20 protein-coding genes and 4 tRNA genes are annotated in these 24,700 nt (G+C 42.4%); 9 read left to right on the top strand and 15 right to left on the bottom strand.

Annotation, left to right across the window (positions count from 1 at the left end; all coding sequences use genetic code 11):
* The first annotated feature begins 22 nt into the window (after positions 1 to 22).
* Positions 23 to 484 carry a YchJ family protein gene (locus A587_RS0119115; protein ID WP_083838461.1) on the top strand — a complete coding sequence of 154 codons (462 nt, stop codon included), beginning with the start codon at positions 23 to 25 and terminating at the stop codon, positions 482 to 484.
* Between the two features lie 374 nt (positions 485 to 858).
* Here the strand turns inward: A587_RS0119115 and A587_RS0119110 are convergent, their stop codons facing one another.
* Positions 859 to 1,380, bottom strand: coding sequence for a VC2046/SO_2500 family protein (locus tag A587_RS0119110; RefSeq protein WP_017218894.1), 522 nt, complete (start codon positions 1,378 to 1,380; stop codon positions 859 to 861).
* Between the two features lie 112 nt (positions 1,381 to 1,492).
* Between A587_RS0119110 and A587_RS0119105 the strand changes: the two genes are divergently transcribed.
* The 4 genes from A587_RS0119105 to A587_RS0119090 all read left to right on the top strand — a co-directional run bounded on the left by A587_RS0119105 (position 1,493) and on the right by A587_RS0119090 (position 1,907).
* A tRNA-Tyr gene (locus A587_RS0119105) sits at positions 1,493 to 1,577 on the top strand.
* 20 nt (positions 1,578 to 1,597) lie between these two features.
* Positions 1,598 to 1,682, top strand: a tRNA-Tyr gene (locus A587_RS0119100).
* 29 nt (positions 1,683 to 1,711) lie between these two features.
* Positions 1,712 to 1,796, top strand: a tRNA-Tyr gene (locus tag A587_RS0119095).
* A 26-nt stretch (positions 1,797 to 1,822) separates the two neighbouring features.
* A tRNA-Tyr gene (locus tag A587_RS0119090) sits at positions 1,823 to 1,907 on the top strand.
* 16 nt (positions 1,908 to 1,923) lie between these two features.
* On the opposite strand, the gene A587_RS0119085 is transcribed toward A587_RS0119090, so the two are convergent.
* Positions 1,924 to 2,421: a DUF2938 domain-containing protein gene (locus A587_RS0119085; RefSeq protein ID WP_010375555.1), complete on the bottom strand. Its 498-nt coding sequence runs from the start codon at positions 2,419 to 2,421 to the stop codon at positions 1,924 to 1,926.
* 72 nt (positions 2,422 to 2,493) lie between these two features.
* Between A587_RS0119085 and A587_RS0119080 the strand changes: the two genes are divergently transcribed.
* Positions 2,494 to 2,889, top strand: a complete 396-nt coding sequence (locus tag A587_RS0119080) for a helix-turn-helix domain-containing protein (protein WP_010375554.1) — start codon at positions 2,494 to 2,496, stop codon at positions 2,887 to 2,889.
* Between the two features lie 22 nt (positions 2,890 to 2,911).
* On the opposite strand, the gene A587_RS0119075 is transcribed toward A587_RS0119080, so the two are convergent.
* Positions 2,912 to 3,568 (bottom strand): M48 family metallopeptidase, encoded by a 657-nt coding sequence (locus A587_RS0119075; protein ID WP_017218892.1) that lies wholly within the window; start codon positions 3,566 to 3,568, stop codon positions 2,912 to 2,914.
* Positions 3,569 to 3,794: 226 nt separating this feature from the next.
* Between A587_RS0119075 and A587_RS0119070 the strand changes: the two genes are divergently transcribed.
* Complete coding sequence (locus tag A587_RS0119070) at positions 3,795 to 4,775, top strand: ion channel (RefSeq protein WP_010606522.1); 981 nt, start codon at positions 3,795 to 3,797, stop codon at positions 4,773 to 4,775.
* Between the two features lie 17 nt (positions 4,776 to 4,792).
* Here the strand turns inward: A587_RS0119070 and A587_RS0119065 are convergent, their stop codons facing one another.
* Positions 4,793 to 5,434 (bottom strand): HD domain-containing protein, encoded by a 642-nt coding sequence (locus A587_RS0119065; protein WP_010375547.1) that lies wholly within the window; start codon positions 5,432 to 5,434, stop codon positions 4,793 to 4,795.
* Positions 5,435 to 5,561: 127 nt separating this feature from the next.
* Here A587_RS0119065 and A587_RS0119060 point away from each other — a divergent pair, with 127 nt between their 5' ends.
* Positions 5,562 to 6,752 carry a class I SAM-dependent methyltransferase gene (locus A587_RS0119060; RefSeq protein WP_017218891.1) on the top strand — a complete coding sequence of 397 codons (1,191 nt, stop codon included), beginning with the start codon at positions 5,562 to 5,564 and terminating at the stop codon, positions 6,750 to 6,752.
* A 60-nt stretch (positions 6,753 to 6,812) separates the two neighbouring features.
* Here the strand turns inward: A587_RS0119060 and A587_RS0119055 are convergent, their stop codons facing one another.
* From A587_RS0119055 to A587_RS0119030, 6 genes are all read right to left on the bottom strand, one after another.
* Positions 6,813 to 7,103: a PilZ domain-containing protein gene (locus A587_RS0119055; protein ID WP_017218890.1), complete on the bottom strand. Its 291-nt coding sequence runs from the start codon at positions 7,101 to 7,103 to the stop codon at positions 6,813 to 6,815.
* 9 nt (positions 7,104 to 7,112) lie between these two features.
* The gene (locus tag A587_RS0119050) at positions 7,113 to 7,496 is read right to left on the bottom strand and encodes a response regulator (RefSeq protein WP_010606518.1); all 384 of its coding nucleotides are present in this window, start codon (positions 7,494 to 7,496) and stop codon (positions 7,113 to 7,115) included.
* Positions 7,497 to 7,577: 81 nt separating this feature from the next.
* Positions 7,578 to 11,471: an ATP-dependent RNA helicase HrpA gene (hrpA, locus tag A587_RS0119045; protein WP_017218889.1), complete on the bottom strand. Its 3,894-nt coding sequence runs from the start codon at positions 11,469 to 11,471 to the stop codon at positions 7,578 to 7,580.
* 153 nt (positions 11,472 to 11,624) lie between these two features.
* A complete protein-coding gene (locus tag A587_RS0119040) occupies positions 11,625 to 12,053 on the bottom strand; it encodes a CBS domain-containing protein (RefSeq protein ID WP_010375537.1) in 429 nt (142 codons plus the stop codon).
* An 85-nt stretch (positions 12,054 to 12,138) separates the two neighbouring features.
* Positions 12,139 to 13,167 (bottom strand): isoaspartyl peptidase/L-asparaginase family protein, encoded by a 1,029-nt coding sequence (locus tag A587_RS0119035; RefSeq protein WP_017218888.1) that lies wholly within the window; start codon positions 13,165 to 13,167, stop codon positions 12,139 to 12,141.
* A 316-nt stretch (positions 13,168 to 13,483) separates the two neighbouring features.
* A complete protein-coding gene (locus A587_RS0119030) occupies positions 13,484 to 14,194 on the bottom strand; it encodes a SapC family protein (RefSeq protein WP_010375531.1) in 711 nt (236 codons plus the stop codon).
* 312 nt (positions 14,195 to 14,506) lie between these two features.
* On the opposite strand from A587_RS0119030, the gene A587_RS0119025 reads away from it, so the two are divergent.
* Entirely contained in the window at positions 14,507 to 15,247 is a 741-nt protein-coding gene (locus A587_RS0119025; protein ID WP_017218887.1) for a DUF6445 family protein, read from the top strand.
* On the opposite strand, the gene A587_RS0119020 is transcribed toward A587_RS0119025, so the two are convergent.
* The 5 genes from A587_RS0119020 to pgi all read right to left on the bottom strand — a co-directional run bounded on the left by A587_RS0119020 (position 15,213) and on the right by pgi (position 24,346).
* On the bottom strand, positions 15,213 to 16,769 hold the full coding sequence (locus A587_RS0119020; RefSeq protein WP_017218886.1) for a tryptophan halogenase family protein: 1,557 nt from the start codon (positions 16,767 to 16,769) through the stop codon (positions 15,213 to 15,215). The genes A587_RS0119025 and A587_RS0119020 overlap by 35 nt on opposite strands.
* Before the next feature lie 102 nt (positions 16,770 to 16,871).
* Positions 16,872 to 19,505, bottom strand: a complete 2,634-nt coding sequence (locus tag A587_RS0119015) for a TonB-dependent receptor (RefSeq protein WP_017218885.1) — start codon at positions 19,503 to 19,505, stop codon at positions 16,872 to 16,874.
* Positions 19,506 to 20,234: 729 nt separating this feature from the next.
* Complete coding sequence (pgl, locus tag A587_RS0119010) at positions 20,235 to 20,945, bottom strand: 6-phosphogluconolactonase (protein WP_017218884.1); 711 nt, start codon at positions 20,943 to 20,945, stop codon at positions 20,235 to 20,237.
* On the bottom strand, positions 20,945 to 22,414 hold the full coding sequence (gene zwf / locus A587_RS0119005; protein WP_017218883.1) for a glucose-6-phosphate dehydrogenase: 1,470 nt from the start codon (positions 22,412 to 22,414) through the stop codon (positions 20,945 to 20,947). The genes pgl and zwf overlap by 1 nt, the downstream gene beginning before the upstream one ends.
* A gap of 285 nt (positions 22,415 to 22,699) precedes the next feature.
* The gene (gene pgi / locus A587_RS0119000) at positions 22,700 to 24,346 is read right to left on the bottom strand and encodes a glucose-6-phosphate isomerase (RefSeq protein WP_017218882.1); all 1,647 of its coding nucleotides are present in this window, start codon (positions 24,344 to 24,346) and stop codon (positions 22,700 to 22,702) included.
* Between the last annotated feature and the right edge of the window lie 354 nt (positions 24,347 to 24,700).

Below are 24,700 nucleotides of genomic sequence, written 5' to 3'. Positions count from 1 at the left end.
ATTTGTTAAAACTGAAGTTTTTATGTCTTGTTATTGCAATTCATCCCTTCCCTATTCGCAATGCTGTGAGCCGTACCTTAAGGGACAAAAATTCGCAGAGCGTCCACAAATACTCATGCGCTCTCGCTATACTGCATACTGCTTAAAAGATGCACAGTATATTCATGACACGTACGCCCAGGCTAAACAAGCACAAAATAGTGTCGACGATATTGCTGCATTTGCTAATTATGCACACTTTATAAAATTGGAAGTGCTAGAAGAAATAGCAGAAGCTACTCAGGGGGTTGTTGAGTTTAAGGCACACTATATCGCAGAAAACACGCACTATATACTCCATGAACGGTCAAATTTTATTACCGAAGCAGGCAGATGGTATTACTTAGATGGTGAATTGTACGATACGCCTACAACCAAAGTAGGCAGAAATGACGTCTGTCCGTGCGACAGTGGTAAAAAGTATAAAAAGTGCCATGGTAGCTAAAATAGTCTGAATTAGAGATTAAATATAAAGCAATAAAAAAGCTTGAAACGAGCAAAGGATGATTAAAGGCCGTTTAGCTTATACCAGTTGTATTAAGTAAATGATCTATCTTGAAGCGGGGAAATAGCTTTAGTAGCAAGGCAAAAATTTTGCTATTTAGTTGTTCTAAATGAGAAATTTTTAACGAAGCTAATATGCTATTTCACCCTTCAAATTGATTAGAGAATTAATTCAATTGGTATTAGACATGAGGCGCGATAAGCATGGCGTTTTATGTCAGTCTAGTAACGAAGCAAACAGCTGTAAAATGACAAGTTTAATACCAGTTTGTCTTAAACTTGCTCAATTTGAAGAAGTAAAAGCAGCTAATGTTGTTACGCCGTCGCGCGTAACATACTCTGCATATCTCCCGTTGCAATTTGATCATAAAAACCAGCTGCATCCATTGCCTTATCAGTAACCAAGGCCAGTTTACCTTGCGCGCTCGCCAAACGCCTTTTAACCGCTGGTTCCAAATTTTCTACAACTTCGAGTGGAATATGCTTTTTATCATTTCGTGCGGCAAAAGGTTCTGGATTTAAATTTTCTTGCAATCGCAAGGTCGCCATCGCCCCCGTAGATACCAGCTGCGCGTTATGCTGACCAATAAGCATATTGTACTCTTTTGGCGCAAGCGGCTTTTGTGGACCTATTTCAAATTGCTTTTTTAGTGTTTCTTCTGAGTTATCTTTTGCGGCAGCTTCAGATTTTGGTAGGTGAAATTGGCTAAAATCTAATGCATCAGTTGATAGCATAGATAACAGCATGGCAAAATCGGCAGAGCGCGTCTCATGAACACTAATGTTCAACGCGGACCCTAATTGTGACTCACTGATTAAAACGCCATCAATTTGCATGTATTCCAACCGATTATTTTGCTAATTATGAATTTATCGGCCTTTTTCCGAAAAACTTTAGTAGTTTTCTTTACTTCGAAAAAAACTTTGTTATTATCACCGCCGTTGTTTAGGAGGGGTTCCCGAGCGGCCAAAGGGATCAGACTGTAAATCTGACGGCTCAGCCTTCGCTGGTTCGAATCCAGCTCCCTCCACCATAAACAACAGTTACAATTTCGGAGGGGTTCCCGAGCGGCCAAAGGGATCAGACTGTAAATCTGACGGCTCAGCCTTCGCTGGTTCGAATCCAGCTCCCTCCACCACTTTCAAATTGTAACGCTTTAAAATGTATGGAGGGGTTCCCGAGCGGCCAAAGGGATCAGACTGTAAATCTGACGGCTCAGCCTTCGCTGGTTCGAATCCAGCTCCCTCCACCACTTTTAAAGTAAACGCTCCAAATGATGGAGGGGTTCCCGAGCGGCCAAAGGGATCAGACTGTAAATCTGACGGCTCAGCCTTCGCTGGTTCGAATCCAGCTCCCTCCACCACCTTCTATGCTTTATCTCACAATAAGCTTACATATATAAACGAGCTTAAAAACAATCCAAAGCCAAAAATCAAATGTGCTGCCATACTTTTTACCCTTGCCTTAGTCGGCTCTGGTAATTTAGATGCTGCGATCCCTGCACCAAAACAGGGTTGCATAATAAAAAATGGAAAAACACACGTTATGAAGCCAAAAACTAACGCAGTCAAAAGGCTAGGCTCAATCAACCAAGGCTTGCCCACGCTCAGTAGAAACACCAAGGCGAATACAATCCCAATGAAATAATGCATGGACCAGCCAATGACACGTTCACCAGATATTGGTTTACTACGCCCGATACCTTGATGCGTAAGTTGACCTTGACACAAGTGTCCAATCCACCTACCAACTAATGCATAATCTAAGCCCTTTATGGCAAACAAGCGACTGAGCATAAATGCCCACAAATCCATAACAAGCGTTGCACCTACGCCAATCACGACTGCTGGCATTAATATCGAATATAGGTTTTCCACTATTTTTACTCCTCTTTTTTACTGATAGCCGCTATCCTACTAGTTCAAGTTAACTTTAAGTCAAGGGCAAAAATGGATATCAGTGAAGTTGCAAAGAAGTCAGGTTTACCCGCATCCACGCTTAGATATTATGAAGAAAAAGGACTGATCCGATCGATTGGTCGACAAGGGCTCAAACGTGTTTTCCCCCCTTCGATACTTGAACGTCTAGCACTTATTACACTTGGCAGAAACGCAGGCTTTTCGTTAGATGAAATAGCGGACATGTTTACCCCCGAGGGTAAAGCGGATATTGATAGGGTGAAGTTACAATCCAAAGCGGATGAATTAAATGAAACCATTAAGCATTTAACTGCAATGCGAGATGGCCTCTATCACGCTGCAAAATGCCCTGCGCCAAGCCATTTTGAATGTCCGACATTTCAAAAGCTGTTAAAACGAGCGGCAAAGGTGAGGCCCGACAAATAATAGGCATAAACAGGACACTATGCTAATGCTCAATCATCAAGTCACGACCGTGGTCACGTAAGTAACGCCGAGCCATTTTATGGTCGTGGCCATAGTGCTTTGTTACCAAATGCCAAAATGCGCTATTGTGTGCCATGACATGAAAATGGCAAAGTTCGTGCACTACCACATAATCAATTACCCACTGAGGCGCACCAATCAAAAACGTATTAAACGCAAGCACGCCTTTAGATGAAAAACTGCCCCAGCGGCTTTTATAAACGCGTATTTTTAGGGTATCAAAGCGAGCTTGAATATCAGGTTGATAGCGCGCAATAACCATATCTACATAGTCATTTAGCGTTTCGCTTAACAGCGCAACTAATTCACGCCATTCATTTTTGACAGCCTTAAGTAAAACCCTTTTGTTTTCAAAATCAATTACAGAGGTCGTACTTTCGCCTCTTTGAATGGTAAAGGTCTCGCCGAATACTTGCACAATTCCTGTTTCCAGTGGCCGAGGGCTCTTTGGTATGATTTTTAGAGCAAGCTTTGATTTTATCCAATCGGATTTGCTTTCCACCCAATTATGTAACCAGCGCTCGCAAATTTGCTCTGGCGCATACACAAATACTTGGCCCGCTTTTATTTTTATCGCAACGCTCTTACGCTTTCGGCTTTTCTTCAATTGATATTGCAAGGTAACAAATTCTTAGTCACTAAAGCATGCATTATAGTATGAGCAACTTATCAGAGTCACTGCAAACGCCATGTAAGATAATGAATTCGACCAATGATGACAATACACTCATCAATAGTGTGGTTTCTAACACTCTATAAATTAGAAAGATTTTTTCGTTAAATCACCGTATTTATTATTTTTGCTGCTACGCTTAATGAAAAAGGCATTTTGATTTAGGCAAGCTATGGCTGATAAACCCATTTGCCAATATGTGTCACCTGAGGGAAAAAAATGCAGTGAAATCGATATGGGCTCAGGTTACTGCTTTTGGCATGACAATAAATTCGATAAAGGTGGCTTGGAGCTAAGCCAAAAGCTTGAACGCTACGCCAAGCGCGGAGGTTTGCTGCAAGGCTTAGAGTTGAAGCGAGCCAATTTGGAAGGGCTCAATCTTGTTAACTTTGAAAATCATCATGGCTATGATCTATCTTATAGCAACTTTTATCGTGCCAATTTAAAAGGGGCACACCTGTTTAATAATACCATTAAGCATGCGTCTCTAATGAAGGCTGATTTGAGAGAAGCAAGTCTGCACTGCTGTAATTTAGAAAGCACCAATTTGCTCGGCATAAAGCTGGAAAACACCCGTATCGATAATATGGAACTCGGCGAGCAATTACTGCAAGAGCAGCAAGCTTTTGAAGCTCGTAGAAACCGAGCCAAAGAAGACGCGGAAGACTTGTTCTTACAGTCCGAAGAGATCTATCGTTTACTACGTAAAGGTGCGGAAAACCAAGGACTATTTGAAATGGTTGGACGCTTTACATATAAAGAGCTGCGCATGCGACATGCCCAGTACCCACGATTTTCAAAACGTCACCTTATTTCCAGCTTTGTCGACTTGTTATGTGGGTATGGAGAAAAACCAGAAAATGTCATTCGTTTCAGTCTAGGTATGATAATTACCTGTGCATTTTGCTATTTTCTATTTGGCGTTTCGTTTCAAGATCAGATAATGCAACTGGACTTAGACAACAGTGTATCTGAAAACGTAATGGCGCTGCTGAACAGCTTTTATTTTAGTGTTGTTACCTTCACAACCTTGGGTTACGGGGATATTACGCCTGTGGGGATCTCCCGACTGATCGCAGCGGTAGAGGCTTTTACCGGCAGCTTTTCATTAGCGCTATTTGTGGTGGTATTTGTGAAGCAAATGACGAGGTGATACTCATCTCGTCATTTTTAATCCGCGATTTCTGATTTCAGTTGTTCTAAAAAATCCAGCATATATTGGGTGCGGGCTTGAGCCTGCTCACGGGCTGCGGTGGTATGCATGTTATCTTTAATATGCAGCAGCTTAATGAAGAAGTGATCTAAGGTATATTTGGTATCGTCAGCTTTTCTGTGCTCACAAAAAGGGTCTTCTACATTGTAAAGATTACGCGCTATCGCCCCACCTACTTTCATACAGCGGCTAACACCTATCGCCCCTAGTGCATCCATTCTGTCTGCATCTTGAACAATTTTGGCTTCTAATGTCGTGGGTGTGACACCGGCGCTAAAGCTGTGTGCGACAATGGCGTGGTGAATCGCCTCAAGTTTATCCGTGTCGTACTTCAACTCTGTTAGGAAGGCAACCGCCTTATCTGCTGCTAATTTCGACGCCAGCGGCCTGTCTGGATGATTTTTTGCTACGGCAACACAATCATGTAACCAAGCGGCAGGGATCACCACAGCAGGATCCGCTCCCTCAGCTTCGCAAAGCACCTTTGCAACTTTAACTACACGCTTGATATGAGACAAATCATGGGCGGTATCTGCACATGGTGTCGACAGCATAAACTCTTCACATGCTTTTTCTAATTCATGCATTTTTAACGTCATTAAGCTCAACTTTTATTAATATCTGACAAATAAACCCACACAAATTCAGCGGGAAAGGCATTACTGATTGTATGTTGCCACACCCTTCACTAAAATGGCAGCTATCAGGAAAGATTAGAGAAAATATATGACTTGCGCGCTATATCTGCAACCAGGCAGAGAAAAATCCCTTAACAGAAAACATCCTTGGGTGTTCTCAAAGGCCATTAAAAAAGTAAAAGGTAAACCTGCCCTTGGCGATACCGTTAAGATTTACAGCAATGAGGGTAAATACCTCGCGACAGCCGCTTACAGTCCAGACTCTCAGATCCGAGCCAGAATTTGGACATTTGATGAATCACAACATATCGACCAAGCGTTCTTTGAGCAAAAACTCGCACGCGCACTAGCAGCCAGAGAATATGTTATTGCTGAAGGTGGTTTAACTGGCTTTAGATTGTGTGCCGCAGAGTCCGATGGGCTGCCAGGTGTAACAATTGATAAGTTTGATAACTACTTGGTTTGTCAGTTGCTAAGCGCTGGTGCCGAGCGCCACAAGGGTGAAATAGTAATGGCATTGCAATCACTATTTCCCGATTGTCATGTTTACGAGCGCTCAGATGTTGATGTGCGCAAAAAAGAAGGCCTTGATAAAATTACCGGACCGCTTGCTGGCGATGCGCCAACCGCACCCGTCCTTATAAGCGAAAATGGTTTAAAGATTGAAGTCGATATCATCGGCGGCCATAAAACCGGCTTTTATCTAGATCAACGCGACAGTAGAGCCGCGTTAGAACGCTTTGTAAAAGACAAAGAAGTACTTAACTGCTTCTGCTACACCGGTACATTTGGTCTTTATGCACTGCGCGGTGGCTGCAGTAAAGTAATCAACGTTGACGTATCGCAGCCTGCACTCGACACAGCTAAACGCAATGTAGAACATAATGAACTAGACTTATCGAAAGCTGAGTTTGTTAAGCAAGACGTATTCAAACTACTTAGACAATATCGTGATGAGGGCCGTCAATTCGATACTATTGTGATGGATCCACCAAAGTTTGCAGAAAGTAAGGCGCAGCTTAACGGTGCTTGTCGTGGCTACAAAGATATCAATATGATTGCCATGCAGATATTAAAGCCTAGTGGCACGTTACTCACCTTCTCGTGTTCTGGTCTTATGGAACAAAACCTGTTCCAGAAAGTCGTTGCAGACGCTGCGCTCGATGCCGGTAAAGAATTGTTGATTATGGAAAGACTAAATCAAGCAGCCGATCACCCTATTGCGGGCAATTATCCAGAGGGTTTTTACCTGAAAGGCCTTATTTGTAAAGTTTATTGATTTAGCAATTTATAGTGGTATTGGAGGAAGTTTCAATACCACCTTTAGGGCTTAGGTAATCTAATTAAATTTGGTGATTTCAAGCCCTACAATCCACTGCTCATCCTGCTCTTGACTACAACGGATCACGGTTGCATGAGCACTAAGCGGCAGGATCATATCGCCACTGGAATCAATGAAAATGTCAACGGTTGAATTTGCTTCAATTGGGTCGCTCACTGTCACCGACAACCCTGTGGCGCTTAAATCGTGACAAACTCCTTGGTGCACTTTACCCGACTCAAGTTCGGTTAATTTTGCTACTGCATCCACCGACATACGCATAAAACGGCGTTTATCTTCATTGATCATATAATGCTCCTACACCATTGATTTTATTTTTTCTAATAGCGATTGCATTGAAAATGGCTTTACCACATAGGCATCGCAGCCTGCATCGAATCCCGCTTTTTGTTCTTTTTCGGACTCTAAACCAGACACCATTAATACCGGAATGTCCTTCGTTTCTGGTGTATTTTTCAACATTCGACAGGTGTCGTAACCGTCAAGACCCGGCATACACACATCAAGCAAAATAGCATCTGGAGGATCAGCAATTGCATTAGACAAGCAACTCGTACCCGAGTTTGCATAGCTCAGCTCAAACGCCCCTGACAGTGCCATTTCAAGCATTTCATAGTTAAAATACTCGTCGTCAACCACTAGCAGATGCGGTGCATTTTTCCTTTTCTCTCGTGTGGACATATTCAATGCCGCTTCCTTCTCACAATCCAAAACTTTACTTCCTCATATAATAAAGTAACTGTCGTACTCTAAAATGCAAGTTTATATTTCGCACTCTTTTATCGAATTCAGAACGCGTTTAGCCGAAATCGGATAAGCCGTTCCTAATGTTTGAGCAAACAAAGACACACGAAGTTCCTGTTGCATCCAAAAAATATTTATAAGCGACTCTGGTACAGGTAATCCAGAAGGGATTTTTGCCAACTTGTCTTGATAGGCCGCAGCAACTTTTTCCAATTCTAGTACACACAGCCTATCTCTGTTTGGATCTACCGCAAGTTTTTCAAGCCTTTTCTCAATCGCTTTCATGTAGCGCAAAATATCAGAGGTTTTGTCAGCACCATGAGCGGTGACAAATCCTTTGAAGATAAGACCGGATAACTGAGATTTTATGTCGCCGTGCGCGGTGATCATCGTGAGATCCACTCTGCCTTTCATGCGCTTGTTAATACTGTGGGCAATGCTAAGCACAGCCTCAACTTGCTTCGCAATTTCAACTACAGTGTCACCTAGCTCAGCTCGAATGTGCTCTTTGGCTTTTTCAAACGCGACGTCATCTCTGATCTCGCCAAATGCACGCAGCAACTTATCAACCCCAGCTTGCGTACAGTCATCAACTAAATCATGCACTTTACCAAAAGGGTTAAAGTACAATCCTAACTTAGCCTTATTTGGTAAGTGTTGCTGCAGGTATTTAACAGGCGAAGGAACATTGAGTAGCACAAGACGGCGCAATCCTGCTTGATGCGCCGCTTGGGCTTTTATTTCGTTATCAAACAGTTCTATAGCCGCACTTTGTTTTTTATCGACTAATGCAGGGAAAGCCTTAATCTCATAATTTCCTTGCTTTTTAGTATATTGCTCAGGCAGCTCGCCAAAATCCCACTGCTGAATATTCGTTTGCTCTATTCCTTGCTCAGCCACTTGCGACAGCGTCTCGGTCACTTGCCCTTGCAACTTTGCTTTAAGTGCCAATAAATCAAAGCCATGGGCTATCACCTTACCTTTGTCATCAACTACCTGAAATTGCATTTTTAAGTGCGGCTCAAGTGCACTAACGTCCCAATCTGACTCGGCGACTTTGACACCTGTCATTCTGAGTAAACGGTTGGCCACCGCTTCTATAAATGAACCTTGCATTACCTCAACAGCGGCAAGCACCGCATCGGCATAATTTGGTGCTGGCACAAAATTACGTCTTAAGGTCTTCGGCAGTGACTTAATAAGCCCACAAACCAGCTCATGTCTGAGTGCAGGAATATGCCAATCAAAACCTTCATCTTGAACTTGGTTTAACAATGCCAAAGGAATATTGACCACCACGCCGTCTAGTGCTTGGCCTGGGTCAAAGTGATAACTGAGAGGCAAGATCAAATGCCCTTGCTGCCACGTATCAGGGTAATGGATATCCGTGATATGTTCAGCGTCATGCTTCATTAATAGATCGCGCGTCATATGCAAAAAGCGTTTGTCTTTTTGCTTTTGTGAACGCCACCATTTACTAAACGCAGCACGATTATTTACGTCTTGTGGAATTCGATCGTTATAAAACGCAACCACATCTTCTTCGTCGACTAGGATATCGCGACGCCTCGCTTTATCTTCAAGCGCCTGCACTTCTTCAACCAATTTTTGGTTTGCGCTTAAAAAACCTTCGCTCTGGCCAAGTTGACCGTTTGCTAACGCTTCACGAATAAATATCTCTCGACTAACCACAGGATCAATATCACTATACACCGTGCGTTTGCGGCCAACGATGATCAAGCCGTATAAGGTTTGTTGTTCAAATGCGATAACCGCTCCAGCCTTTTTTTCCCAATGCGGCTCGCTATAGCTGCTATTAACTAAATGCTTGGCGAGCGGTGCAATCCAATTTACATCGATCTTGGCGTTAACCCGAGCATAAAGTTTACTAGTTTCCACAAGCTCTGCAGACATTAGCCACTTAGGGCTTTTCTTAAACAGTGTTGAACCGGGGAAAATATGAAATTGGCTGTTACGTGCGCCTTTAAAGACTTGCTTTTGCTTTTCGTCCTTCACACCAATATGGCTAAGCATACCGCTTAGCAATGATTGATGGACAGCTTCATCGCTTGCAGGACTGCTATTTATTTTAAAGCCAAGCTCCTCACATACCGTGGTCAACTGATATACAATATCTTGCCACTCACGTACGCGCATATAGGCCAAAAAGTCTTTTTGGCATTGCTTTCTAAACTGGTTACGCGTCAGTGCTTGCTGCTGCGCTTCAATATAGTTCCATAGATTTAGATATGCAACAAAGTCAGAGTGTTCGCACTCAAAGCGATTGTGTTTTTCGTCAGCGGCTGCACGTTTGTCTTGAGGACGCTCTCTTGGGTCTTGAATAGACAGTGCCGCGGTGATCACTATCGCCTCCCAAAGCGCATTATTTTGTGCCCCTGACATCACCATTTTGGCAAGCCTTGGGTCTATGGGTAAGCGACTTAGTTTACGACCTGATTCTGTGAGCTTAGCCTTTTCTCTGCGCTTAGCAGGAACTATCGCCTCCAGCTCTTCAAGTAACGACATACCATCTTTGATATTACGGCTATCAGGCGCTTGTACAAATGGGAATTGACTTATATCACCAAGTCCAAGTGCAAGCATTTGCAAAATAACCGAAGCTAAATTGGTTCTTAGAATTTCAGGGTCGGTAAACTCAGGGCGCCCTAAAAAGTCGTCTTCAGAATATAAACGAATACAAATACCGGATGCCACACGCCCACATCGACCTTTACGCTGGTTTGCACTGGCTTGTGATACCGCTTCAATCGGTAAGCGTTGCACTTTGGTTCGATAACTGTAGCGGCTTATTCTCGCAGTACCTGGGTCGATAACATAGCGAATACCTGGTACGGTCAATGACGTTTCTGCAACGTTTGTAGACAATACGATGCGCCGTTGGCTATGGGGCGCAAAAATGCGATTTTGTTCGGCATTAGACAGGCGCGCATACAAAGGTAAAATCTCAACGCCTTTTAAATTGCGTTTTGCCAGCGCGTCAGCGGTGTCACGAATTTCACGCTCACCGTTCATAAATACCAGAATATCCCCAGGTCCTTCGGCACAAAGCTCATCAACCGCATCAAAAATGCCCTGTAACTGGTCGTTTTCTGCTTCGCTATTTTGTGAGTCTACATCTTCAACTGGACGATATCTCACTTCTACTGGATAAGTTCGTCCTGACACTTCAATAATAGGTGCGTCACTAAAATGTTTGGAAAAACGCTCAGGATCAATGGTTGCTGAGGTAATAATCACTTTAAGATCTGGACGCTTCGGCAACAGCTGCTTTAAATAACCCAAAATAAAATCAATATTCAGGCTGCGCTCGTGCGCTTCATCAATGATGATTGTGTCGTACTGGTTGAGGAATCTGTCTTGTTGAATTTCCGAGAGCAAAATACCGTCGGTCATCAGTTTTACGTATGTATTGTCAGAGACTTGATCTGAGAAGCGAATTTTAAATCCAACTTCTTGCCCCATCTCGCAGCCAATTTCCTCTGCGATACGGGTAGATACGCTTCTTGCCGCTAGTCTTCTTGGTTGTGTATGACCAATATAGCCATCCACGCCTCGACCTAACTCTAAGCAAATCTTTGGCAGCTGCGTGGTCTTCCCCGAGCCTGTTTCCCCGGCAACAATAACCACTTGGTTATTCGCAATGGCCGCTTTGATGTCGTCTTTTTTCTGGCTGACGGGTAGTTGCTCAGGATACTCTACTGCTGGAATATTGGCACTTCTTGTTACCTTTAATTCTTGGCTTTTTGCAATCGCAGCCGCTACTTTTGCAACTACCTGCTTTTGCTTTTCTTGATCGGTAATTTTTTTCGCGCCATGAAGGCGCTTTTTGAGGATGAAGTGATCCTTTTTAAGACATGAATTTAGCTCTTTGAACAGCGAGTCAACCTGCACTACACGACACCTTGTGATTACATAAAACGCCGCGTAGTTTACCAAATCAGATTAGGCGAACCCAACAAAATTTGGTTAGGAATTGAGATTTTTGCCGTTATTTACAAGGCAGCTCCTCATGAGCTACCGAAACGGCCTGTATATTTCATCGCTTCATACGTAGCGGTGGCCAGAGACATAAGCATCATGTAAATGCTTATCTAACGCTAATAACACGTTTGCGCGACTGATGACCCCGAGTAAGCGCCCTTCATCGTCAACTACCGGGTACACTTTGGGTTTATTGCAAATCATCAAATCTGCCATTTGCACTATACTATCTTCACGTTTTACGCAAAGAGGCTCTTTTGTCATGACGTCGGACACCACACTATGAGACTCATTTTGATAGGTCGCCTCTAGCATTTTTTTGAGACAATCTTGCTCAGATAAAAACCCAATAACCCGCCTTGCTTCGTCTATAACCGGCCCGCCCGATTGACCGCTTTGTAGCAGCTTCTCTACAGCTGATTCTACGCGCATATCTTGCTTGAATGTTACGGGGCGATGATTTAAGTAGTCTGCGACTTTTATTGATTGCATTGCTCATCTCCATTAAAAACGCCAGCTATCATGATAATAGTAGCTGGCGTTTGAAGAACTTGCTTAGTCTCAACGAAATATTGTTTTACTCGCTATAAATACCAACATAGGTCTGTGTTGTTGACGACTTGCTCGCACGATACATCCCCGCGGTATTAAATGGCATGCTAATATTTCCTTTAGGGTCAACAATGATCACCCCACCCGTGCCACCAATTGGATAAAGCGTATCAAAAATCACTTCTTTTCCCGCTTTTTCAATCGACTTGTTTTGATAAGCGACACGAGCACAAATATCAGCTGCGACATTATATCGAATAAAATACTCACCATGTCCCGTTGCTGACACAGCACAAGAGCGGTTATCCGCAAATGTGCCCGCCCCAATCACTGGTGAGTCACCTATCCGTCCAAAGCGTTTAGCCGTCATCCCACCGGTTGACGTTCCAGCCGCTAAATTCCCCTGTTTATCAAGTGCGACAGCCCCCACAGTTCCCATCTTATATTGGCTCTCTAATCGTTGATGTGCCGCCTGATAGTCTTTGGTCGCCGCTTCTTTCATCTGCAATCGCTTTTTCGCCTTTAGGAGCGATTGATAGCGAGCATCGGTGTCAAAATAGCTGTTTTCCACTAACGTAAAACCGCGTTTCTTAGCAAAGTCTTCTGCACCTTCACCACTTAGCATGACGTGTACTGAGTGCTGCATTACTTCTTTTGCCAGATCGATTGGGTTTTTAATGTGCTTCACCCCCGCCACAGCGCCCGCTTGGCGATTACGACCATCCATGATTGATGCATCTAGCTCATGCCCTTCATCGTAAGTGTACACGGCCCCCTTACCAGCATTAAAAAAAGGAGAATCTTCAAGAATGTTAATGGCTGCCGTTACCGCATCAAGGCTTTCTCCACCTTGTTCTAGTACCTTATAACCCGCTTCAACGGCTTCTTTTAGCTTAGCTTTGTATTGTTTTTCTTTTTCTGGTGTGAAGTTACTGCGCTCAATCGTACCAGCTCCCCCATGAATGGCGATCGCAAACGGTGGCGCTTTCTCGTCAGCTACAGCAGCTGTCGCCGACAAGGCTAATAAGGCTGCTAACAAAGAGATTTTTTTCATTTTTATACCTTGGTTCGTTGTTAAACTTCAGCATGAGGTGAATTTTAGAACGATGCAAGCTTTCGCGTTAAAATACTCCTTTCAACTCAACAAGAAGAACGCCGAGTAGCGTATAACTGTCGTTGGGAAACACGCTCGGTTTGGATCCCTCGAGGCGGTTCATACTGTCCTATTCCAAACGCTAAGTAATACCAATTTGTCTTAATACTTGCTCAATTTGAAGGTGCAAATTGGTGTAGCACTTATAAAATAGCATCCACAAAAAAGCGCTTCCTCTGGAAGCGCTTCTATCGAATCATTCAATATCTAAAAGCGATTAGCTCGCTTCACGCTGTGCCTTCATACGAGCAAGGCGCGCTACTTGATGTGTAGAAGTTAAGAATGCGAAGATCGGTGCTAAATAGCCACGTTTACGTAGCTCTAGGAAATCTTCGTCACCTAATTCATTTAACTTACGCTCATCCACAAGGTAGATACCGTTGATGTCTTTTTTCTCACCACGGATTTCTACCGTTAGTGTTTGTTGAACTAGAAGCTCTTTGTCAGCAAGATACTGAGTAAACGCTTCAGTTACGCGAGCAAACTCAACATAGCTAACTAACGCTTCTTTACGACGACCTAGATATTCGGTTTCTTTACCGTCTTCGAAAAGCGCATTGCCTTCTTCTTCACCAACTAGCGGACTTGCTTCATCAATAACAATACCAAACTGATCTTGCTCAGGGTGCTTAACCAAACCAAACGGGTAACGTGCTGCGGCCATTGGCACAAAGCTGCCAGTCCACTTGTCACCGTCTACAAATAAGTTTTCACCTGGCTGAAGACCAAACATAGCAACCGCTTGAAATTGACCTGACTCAGTGTTTTTAACAAACGCCATTGGGAATTCTGTCGCTACACGCGCAAACTCATGCGCCACTACAGGCATTAAGTGCTGAGTTTTAAGGAAATCAACGTTCACGCCATTTTTTACTTTGATATTAGCGTGCTTTTCGTTGTGTAAAGGCTGCACTTGTTGTTCCGCCATAATACTGCTCCATTATTTTACGTATTTGTTACTTTATTTATTGCCCCTAAGGCTAGCGGTTTTCGGGGCAAATTGGAAGTTAAATATTTATGAGAAGAGATACCGATAACTATGGCAACCAAAAACCAAATAATTACCTCGCCTATATTCTTGAATATCTGTCTAAAAACTCTTGAATATCTGTCTAAAAATCAATCTAGACGCATCGTGCGAATCAATGACTAAAGAAGTAAAGAAATATATTAAACTCTTAGTTAAGAGTTTGATATATTGATGGTCTTGCCAACTTCCCTAGTGTAAAAAGAGAGCTAAATGAACGAAGCAATTAAACAACATATAAAATCTATTGAAAAGGTTGAACCCATTCAATTGTCGCCTTATGAAAGAGACACACCGATGATTTATATGGACTTTGGCAATATGAGCACAGTGTGGAAACAGCAAGCGCCAAGTTATCGTCCTGATTGGGTAAAACCGATCAACAGTTATCCAGGCTTATGGGCTCGAGTTTCAAATGACTATTTTGAATTTGTTAAGGAATTAGCACTTAAACTGGCTCCTTATTTTGGTGCATCACCATCACTAGAATCAATTAAACGTATCAGCTGCAATTATGCAATTGCCACCAAGTCAAATGAAGAACTTCATGCATATCAAACAATTCCACACTTCGACAATTTAAACTCAAACCAGATAGCATTGGTTCATTACCTTTGTGGTGGTGAATTTGGTGGAACTGGCTTTTACCAACACAAATCGACGGGAGTGAAGGAAGTTATCAGTGCAAATCATGACCGCTATCGAGATCACTTAGATATTGAGCTGTCACAAGGTGGCTACAAAGAAAAACAATATATCTCCAGTCACCATCCACTTTTTGACAGAACGCATTATATCGAAGCTGAGTTTGGCCGCATCGTGGCTTTCCCTAGCACTCGACTTCATTCAGCGTGTCTCGCGGAATCGCAACTTAACTCAGACGTAATATTGGATGGACGTTTAACGATTACGAGCTTCATTATTTTTGACCGACGTGAACTACCGAACGTTTAATATGCTCTAAGGTTTCTCTGTGCCCTCGTAAGTTATTACTGCAATAGCTTACTCCTTTCTGAATATCCTCCAATAGCTTCGATAATGCACTAGCCTCTCCCGAAGGCGGCTGAATCGAAAGGTGGGTATAATAATTCATGCCGTATAGAACATAGAGGTAGTTGCTGACACGGAACAGATCTAAATTGGAACGGAAGTCGAATTGAGAAGGAATTTTAGCACGCCAAAGTTGTAGCTTTTCTTTTAACTCATTCGATAACGAGTTTTCATTTCTATTATCAATCCAAAAAGCGCTATCATCTCTTTTTGATAAATAATAATGAAGTTTGATGAAGTCGGTCGTTGACTCCCACATCTGCGTTACATCTTCATTGAAACGCTTTTGCCTAAGTGTAATATTTTCTACATCACTCGGAAAAGCCTCTGCAAACATCCTTGCAGTAACATCAAACATAAGCAAACCTGTAGCTTCTAATGGCTCTACAAACCCTTGTGATAGCCCCATGGCAACACAATTATTTATCCATGGCGTTTGCTGGTATCCAACCTTCATTGGCAATTTTCGGACTTGGCTGAGCATCTTACTATCATCTATATAATTCAGTAAGGTAGATCTCGCACTCTCCTCTGTTTGATACTTACTGGAATAAACATACCCTATTCCTCTGCGAGTTGTTAAGCCTATATCCCAAATCCACCCGTATTTTTGAGCGGTTGAAGTCGTGTAAGGTTTGATCGTGGCATTTGGAGTATCATAATCAACTTGAACAGCCAACGCGGTGTCTGCTAAAAGCTCACTCCCTTTATCAATAAACTTCCCTCCAAGTGACTGTTCAATCAGTAACGATTGAAAACCGGAACAATCAACAAAGAAATCTCCCTTCATTCTTTCACCATTGCCGAGTTCTAAAGACTCGATAAAGTGCTCTTCATTTAAGTTGGCCTTTGTGACATTACACTTTAGATTCTTAACGCCAAGCTTGTGTATTGCATGCTGACGCAGGAGCTCTGTAAATTTACCAGCATCAAGATGATAGGCATAATTAAAGAGTCCTGAAAACTCTTTATCTGATAACCGTTTTGGTGGTAATGCTTTTGCACAAATATACGACTGTACTGATACTAAATCTGCATACTTTTTGCTGGCTAAATCTTTATTTAACAACCAATGAGGTGTTACATCAAAAGGGCGAATATTTGGGAAATCAAAAAGGTGATGATAAAAATCTTCTTCTACAGCTGATGGATTATGACACCAATTCACGAATTTAATACTATGTTTGAAAGTGACATCACATTGACTTATAAAATCACTTTCTTTTATTCCAAAGTATTTTAGCGTGTCTTTGATTACAGGGACGGTTCCTTCTCCAACTCCGATGGTCGGAATATCAGGCGAGTCTAATAAAGTAATTGAAATATTGTCATTTTCATTAGGGTTTAACTTTTTGGCAATATGACATGCAGCAATCCATCCAGCCGTCCCACCACCAACGATTACGACCTTGCTAATTTCTTTCAAATTAATTACCTACGAAACATAGTAAAACATCAAAACCGAATTTCTATATTGCTAAATAGAAAGAAGCCCCATATAGGGGCTTCCTTGATAGTATGCTAAATCTTAAAAGCGGAAATCAACACCAAGAGAGTATCTCGCATCCCCTTTATATGACCAAGCAGCATAGCCGTCACGAATTGATGGCTTAGTACCAGCAGGGAATTCAGCTACCCCATACTGTACACTATCTTCCTCAGTCAAATTCACAGCTGCAAAACGTAGCGTAATTGCGTCAGTAACATTGTAACTTGCGGTTAAATCGAGTGATCCATAATCATCGTGCATACGGTTACCGTAGAAGCCTGTCTCACGGATCATATACTTAGAACGCCAGTTGTAAGCAAGTCTTACGCTTACATCATCTTGCTCATAATACGCAACAGCATTGATTGTGTTTTCAGAACTATCTGAGAATAAGCCTACAGCATCAGAGAAGTTCGACTCATCAACAGAACCGTCAGCATAGGTGTAGTTGAATAGCGTGCCAAATCCACCACCTAGTTCGTGCTGAACTTGGAATTCAAAACCAAGAATATCACCACCATCACCATCAACCTGAGTGTTTACCTGCCAGTTATCTTGACCAGTCACAGGGTCAACAATTCCAACCGATTGGTTCAACGTGGTTTCACTAGTCGTAAAGTTACTGACATCTTTGTAGAACAATGTGATTGCAACCATATTTGCATCACCGTAGTAATACTCATATCCTAGGTCAGCTTGAGTAGCTTTAAACGGCTTAAGATTAGGGTTACCCTTTGTAAGCGTCTCATTACCGCGCTGAGTATCACCATAACCTGCAATCTGCGTTGCTGCAAACATATCGTTGTAGTTAGGACGAGAAATAACTTGTGCTAGAGAAACACGTACAATGCTATCTTCACTTAAGTCGTAGGCTAAGTTAAAGCTAGGTAAGATTTCGCTGTAATCACCTTTATCTTCAACAATGCTTGAGCTCAGACCATTGTTTTGGCCAATACCATTTGGATCAACAAAACCTGGCATAGGCGCAAAGTATTTAGATGATGCATCTGTTGATACATATCTCAAACCAAAATTACCTCTGTAATTTTCGCCTGAATAGTTAGCCATTAAGTAAATAGCTAAGTTTTCTTCTTCAACCGTAGAATAACCTGAACGGTCATGATACCAAGTACCAAAAGTTGCTTCTGCATTTGCTCTCATTGCATTAATGTCTGGTGTCGGAATTGCGACATTTGCATCCGTTCCTGACGTATCACTACCAGTCCAAAACTGCGTTGGGTCGATAGTATTGTGTGCATTATGCGTTGGGCGATACGAATCTCTTTCTACTTCGTGATCGGTCCAACGAACACCTGCTTTTATTGACGTAATATAATCATGATCTAGATTGTAGGTAAGATCTGCTTGGAAATATGTTTCTTCATCTTTATTTGGTGCTTTTTGAGAAGCCCAATTTTGCAGACCTCGACCGTCCCAACTTGGGTCAAATTCTGAAATATTCCAGCCGCCTTTTGGCAGATTTACTGAAGACACCTTTCCTGAGTTATCTAAAACTAAACCGTTAAGATCTGCCGCAGTTCCTAAGTATGCTGCGTGGTTTATTGTTAAATCCGTTCCACCTTCAGCTGAAGTTGAGCCTAAACGAGTCTCAACCTTAAAGTTGTCGCCATGATAATTATAGGCTAAATCAATAACTTCAGATTCCATCGAAGCAAAACGAGCAAACGTTTGTAAGAATGCACGGTTTGGCGCTGGATTCTCTGCTGTGTTCGAACGAACAGTACAGACATCTGACACTGCGATTTTTTTCTCACAGTTATTCAAGTTTGTGAATAAGAAAATACTGTTGTTAGCGTTATCAGCTTCTAGTTCTAATCCCAAGTAATGTAGGACAAACTCTGAATTTTCTGTTGGTGCGTACTGTGCAGTGATATCGATAGAAGTTCTTTCACGCTGCTGTTCGAAATAGTTTACTGACTCCGCACCATCCCAACCATAAGACGCTTCATTTCCGCGACGTACATATGTAGAATCTTCATACGCAACCGCCCCCATCACACCAAAAGTTTCATCAGCATTTTTCCAGCTGTAAAGCGCTGAGAGGCCAGGGTCTGTCTCTTCTGACTCTGTTGAATATTCACCTTCAACAGAGAAGAACGCTGAGTTTGAGTCCAAATCTAATGGTTTGCGAGTTTTAACGTTAACAGTACCACCCACTCCTCCTTCAACTAAATCGGCCTGTGAAGACTTAAAAACTTCGATAGCGCTGATTAATTGAGGTGGTAACAATGTATAGTTGAAGCTTCGGTCGATTGCTTGTTGGTCATACCAACCAGTCGACGCAACTGACTGACCATTTAAAGTGGTCAGTGTCAATTGGTTTGAAGCTCCTCGGATAGATACTTGTTGACCTTGTCCAAATTGACGGTTTACCGCAACACCTGGAATACGACCAAGTGCTTCACCTACATCGCTGTCAGGAAACTTACCGATATCTTCTGCAGATACGGCGTCAACAACACTCGTTGCAAAACGCTTGGTATTGATAGATTCTTTTAAAGAACGGCGAATACCACGAACTTCAATGACTTCTACGTTTTCTTGTACTTGATTTTGGCTTTCTTCTGCAACTACAACGCCTGAAAAGCCCGCACCTAGTGCGATACCGACGTTCACTGCTAGTAAGCTTTTTTTGAAATTATTAGCTAACACAGGATTCCCCTTGAATCATTTTGTTGGTTTTTTAAATCACTTCTGCCCAGTGATGATGACAACGCTGTCATCTAATAACAAACCATACACCCTAAATTACATATTCGCTACAATTTTTTTGGCCTGTTATTCAAAAAATATTCATATAGATATATATCTTATTGATAAATATAAACTTAAATATAGCCAAGATATGGTTTGTTACAAAAACGATTGGAGAATAGCACAAAAAATTTTGCTGCTGTAGGGTTTTAAGATGGAATTGTCTCAATAAAGGGACATTTTAGTTATCTGAATACACACAAGGGGATGTGTATTCAATTCCCTCATCAAGCTTGGGCAGAAGCTAAAGATGAGAACCAATATCAATGACAACGCTGTCATTATAGGTTTATCTGTAAGTACTGTCTAGTTCTTTTAAGAGAATTTTTTATGACAAAGGCTTATAAAATCTACAATTAGCGAGTTAGCTATCACTATCTTTTGCACAAATTTGAATACCCCATTACGGGACTTGTTGATTTTCTAGGGGTCATGCTTTGAATAGGAAAAATTTATTGCTTTTATTCGCAAGAAGTAAGAAGTAAGAAGTAAGAAGTAAGAAGTAAGAAGTGTTGTCGCTCCGAGCTGAATGTCCAGAGATATTCAATCAGTTGACTCAAGTAATCAAGGTAAGGCCAGCTATCACGCCAGCCTTACATTTTACTATTTCTAGTAGATGCACTCGGGTTACGGGCACCAAAATACGGTCAAATTAATATCAGGGTGATTTAATACAGCGCGCAGTGGTACTTCATACTCTGAGCCGGGTTGTTTTGCCGCTTCATACACCGCCTTTTTTTCATCACCAGAGATTAATAAAACAGCCGCCTTAGAGTTAGCTATTCCCGCCAAAGACAAACTCATGCGCTCGGTGATCTCACCTGTCACTTCGCTTTGATGAGCATTAATTGCGCAAACAGTGTTTGTGGTCGTTAACGCGTGCTCTAGGCCCTTTGCATTTGGAAATAAACTGGCGGTATGACCATCAGGTCCCATTCCCAAAATAGTAACATCGAACGGTTTTTTCAACGCTGCATAAGCAGACTCACATAAATCAGCGCCTTCTTCTGCTGACACTGCCGCATTCTTCATCGTCACAAATCGAGCATTTGCCGCTTTGTCTTGCAGTAATGTCGACTTGATAAATGCTTCGTTAGACTTTTCGTGTTCCGGTTCGACCCAGCGTTCATCAACCATAGCAACCGTAATTTTGTCCCAGCCTAGTTCAACACCAGAAAGGTAACTATACGCTGGAGCCGGTGATGAACCACCAGATACTAACAGCACAGCTTCACCGTCCTGCTCAATACCTTGACTGAGCCCAGCTTGAAGTAGCTCTGCAAGCGCTGCTGTCATCTCGTCTTTGGAGCTGAAATTTCTTTCTGTTAACTGTGCCATTACGCTTGCTCTCCCGCGTTGAACCAAACATGTTTGTTTTCTTCTAGCAGTTCATCGGCGTCTTCAGGACCCCAAGAGCCAGCACGATAAAGTGACGGAGCCCCTTTACTCTGCCAACGCTCAATGATTGGATCAACCCACTGCCATGCTTGGCGCACTTCGTCACGGTGAATAAATAAAGCAGGGTTATTTGCAGCGGCGTCTAGCATTAAGCGCTTATATGCGTCTGAATGATAGCCATTGTTATACTTTTCACTCAATGAGATATTTAGCGTCACTGGCTCTAGTTGCATTTCAAGGTTATCTAGACGCTTAGACATTAGCGTTAACTGAATACTTTCTTCAGGTTGTAACCTTATTACCAGACGGTTTGGCTGAATTGGACCCGCCGCATCGCCATAAACATTGTGAGAAACAGGCTTGTACTCAACCACAATTTCAGCACAACGCTTTTTCATACGCTTCCCTGTTCTTAAATAGAAAGGCACGCCAGACCAACGCCAGTTATCAATGTGAGCACGAATAGCAACAAATGTTTCTGTTTTACTCGACCCTTCGCCCAGCTCTTCTAGATAGCCAGGTACCAGCTTGCCTTCAAGGTCGCCTGGCACATATTGGCCACGCACAACATTATTATCTACATCTGTGTCAATTAGCGGCCTAAGCGCTTCTAATACTTTAAGCTTTTCAGTGCGAATGCTGTTGGCATTAAGTTTATGTGGTGACTCCATCGCAACCAAGCAAAGTAGTTGCAATAAGTGATTTTGCACCATATCACGAAGCGCACCTGCTTTGTCGTAAAAGCCTGCACGGCTTTCAAGACCGACTGTTTCAGAGATACTGATCTGAATATTATCTATGGCTTTAGCATCCCATAGATTCTCGAAAAGTGCGTTTGAGAATCTAAGCGCCATCAGGTTTTGAACCGTTTCTTTACCTAGATAATGATCGATACGGAATACTTGCTCTTCCGAGAAGAACTCACCGATTTTGGCATTGATTTCTTCTGCAGATTTACCGCAATAACCAATAGGCTTTTCAACAACTACACGTGATTGCTCAGTGATTAGCCCTTTGATTGATAATAACTCACAACAACGACCATAAACCGCAGGAGGAAGTGACAAGTAGAATACACGAGACTTATCTTCCCCATCAGCCAAAATATTCTTTAGCGTATCCCAGTGTTCGTCTTCTTCAGTAACGTTGACTACCACAGGCACTAAAAACTGTTCAAATGCGGACCAATCTTTCTTGTTGTATTCGCCTTTGCCAAGGTGAGTTTGTAATGCGATATGTGCCGTTTCGATAAATTCTTGTTGTTTGTTTTGCTCACGAACGGTCGGTAAGATGCGAGTGCCTTCAGGTAAGTTACCTTCTTGATATGCACGATACAAAGCAGGTAGGAGTTTGCGAAGTGCTAAATCGCCTCCCCCACCAAAAATTACGATGTCAAAAGGATTAAGCATAATTCACTCTCATTAGGTTAGGCGTGCACTACAGGCACGCAGTGTTTATTCGATTTGGAGCCACTCCAAAGCCTACCAAATTCATTGTGTAACGGGTGATGATTTCGATTGCAATGCGCTAGTAATATCAATTTGACTTAAGACCTGCTCAATTTGAGGGATTAAGTAAGTTGGTATAAATGAGTCTTAGAAACCTGTATTTCCTCTCACAAAAATACAGGTTCTAAGTACTCCAGCGCTACCCGTTCAAAGGTATTCTGTTTACTTCAAGTTCCACTCGAAGTACTAATTTGTTCTCTTTTGCTTGTAATAAGCGATTAGACCCGCCGTTGAGCTATCATGCGGGTTAGTAACGTCTTCTTGTGTTAACTCGGCTTCAATATTTGATGCCAGTCCTTTACCAAGCTCAACACCCCACTGGTCAAATGAACACACATCCAAAATGATGCCTTGGCAGAAAATTTTGTGTTCATACAAGGCAATTAGTCGGCCCACAGCTTTTGCATCTACCTTATCTAAGATAAATGAAGAGGTTGGACGGTTACCTTGGTGTATTTTATGCGGGATCAACTTGTCGATTTCCGCATCCGACTTACCTTTAGCCGTTAAATCTTCACGTACCTGCTGTGCATCTACACCCGTCATCATTGCTTCCGTTTGCGCGAAGAAGTTAGACAGTAAAATATCGTGATGCTGGCCTACTTTGTTTTGCGGTTCAATCGAAGCGATGAAATCGGCCGGTACAATCACATTACCTTGGTGTAAACACTGATAAAAAGCGTGCTGGCCATTTATCCCTGTCATGCCCCAAATAATTGGCACAGTCGTATAGTTTACCTGCTCTCCTGCAAAAGTAACATGCTTACCATTACTTTCCATTTCACCTTGTTGTAAATACGCAGGCAGCATATGAAGCGCCTGATCATAAGGCAAAATCGCTTGTGCTTGATACCCTAAGAAGCTGGTATTCCAAACGCTGAGTAACGCCATCAACAGTGGAATATTGTCTTCGTTGTTTGCCGTTTTAAAGTGCTCATCAATTTCAAACGCACCTTCCAGCACTTCGACAAACTTATCGAAGCCTAAATAAAGTGCGATTGGTAATCCTATCGCGCTCCAAAGCGAGAAACGACCGCCAACCCAGTCCCACATCGTAAACACGTTGTCATCGCTAATACCAAACGCTCTGGTCTTCTCAAGGTTGGTGCTCACCGCAACAAAATGCTTGGCGATTGCCGCTCTATCATTTGCAGCATTCAAAAACCACTCAACGGCAGTCTTTGCATTGGTCATAGTTTCAGAGGTTGTGAAGGTTTTTGATGACACAACAAACAGCGTGGTTTCTGCGTCCAAACCTTTTAGTACTGAAGCAATCTGTACACCGTCAACATTCGAAACATAATGCACGTTTAGCTTGTCATCTGCATACGCAGCAAGCGCATCAGTTACCATTTGCGGGCCTAAGTTAGATCCGCCAACGCCAATCGCAACCACATCTTTTACAGCTTTGCCTGTATACCCTTGCCACTCACCTGAACGAACTCGGTTACTAAATGCTTGTAGTTTTTCTAATTCTGCATTGACTTGTTCAGTAACGTTCACACCATCCACATAAATAGGTGTATTAGCTCGGTTACGCAGTGCTGTATGTAAAACCGCTCGGTCTTCGGTGATATTTATTTTTTCACCAGAAAACATCTTTTCTCGCCAAAGCGCGATATCGCTCTCTTTTGCGAGCTGCATCATTTCAGAGAATGTTTGGTCGTCAATGCGTTGCTTGGAAAAGTCGAACAACACACCTGGGATTTGACGAGAGAACTTTTCAAATCTTTGTGCATCGTTTTCAAACATCGTTTTTAAATGCTGTTGCTCTACTCGCTGCGCAGAACCACTGAGCTTTTGCCAACTATCCAAATCTACACGACCACCCATTACATATTCCCCTAAGACGTAAGTGATTGTTAGTTACCTTACTTTTCAGGTAGTAACAACAAAGAAACATTATTAAACAAGCACATTATGCCAAAATGACAACGCTGTCAAATTGCTTCTTTTCAATTTTACATTGCGAATAATAACCTAAAATAAAATTTTTGACACCGGTATCATTCATTTATTTCTGCGAATTGTAGTGCTAAATTCTGTACTTATTAGATAGACTAAGAAAAACAGATGATCCTTTTATTAAGCCGATGCTCGTCTTAACGGCTTAATATCACAGAAATTGGGCGCTAGCTTCTGCATACATAAAGCGCTACTATTCCTCTGTGCTTAATAATGATCGAT

The sequence above is a fragment of the Pseudoalteromonas sp. NJ631 genome, assembly GCF_000276645.1.
GTDB lineage: Bacteria > Pseudomonadota > Gammaproteobacteria > Enterobacterales > Alteromonadaceae > Pseudoalteromonas > Pseudoalteromonas piscicida.
This window is presented reverse-complemented; position numbering and strand designations above follow the sequence as displayed.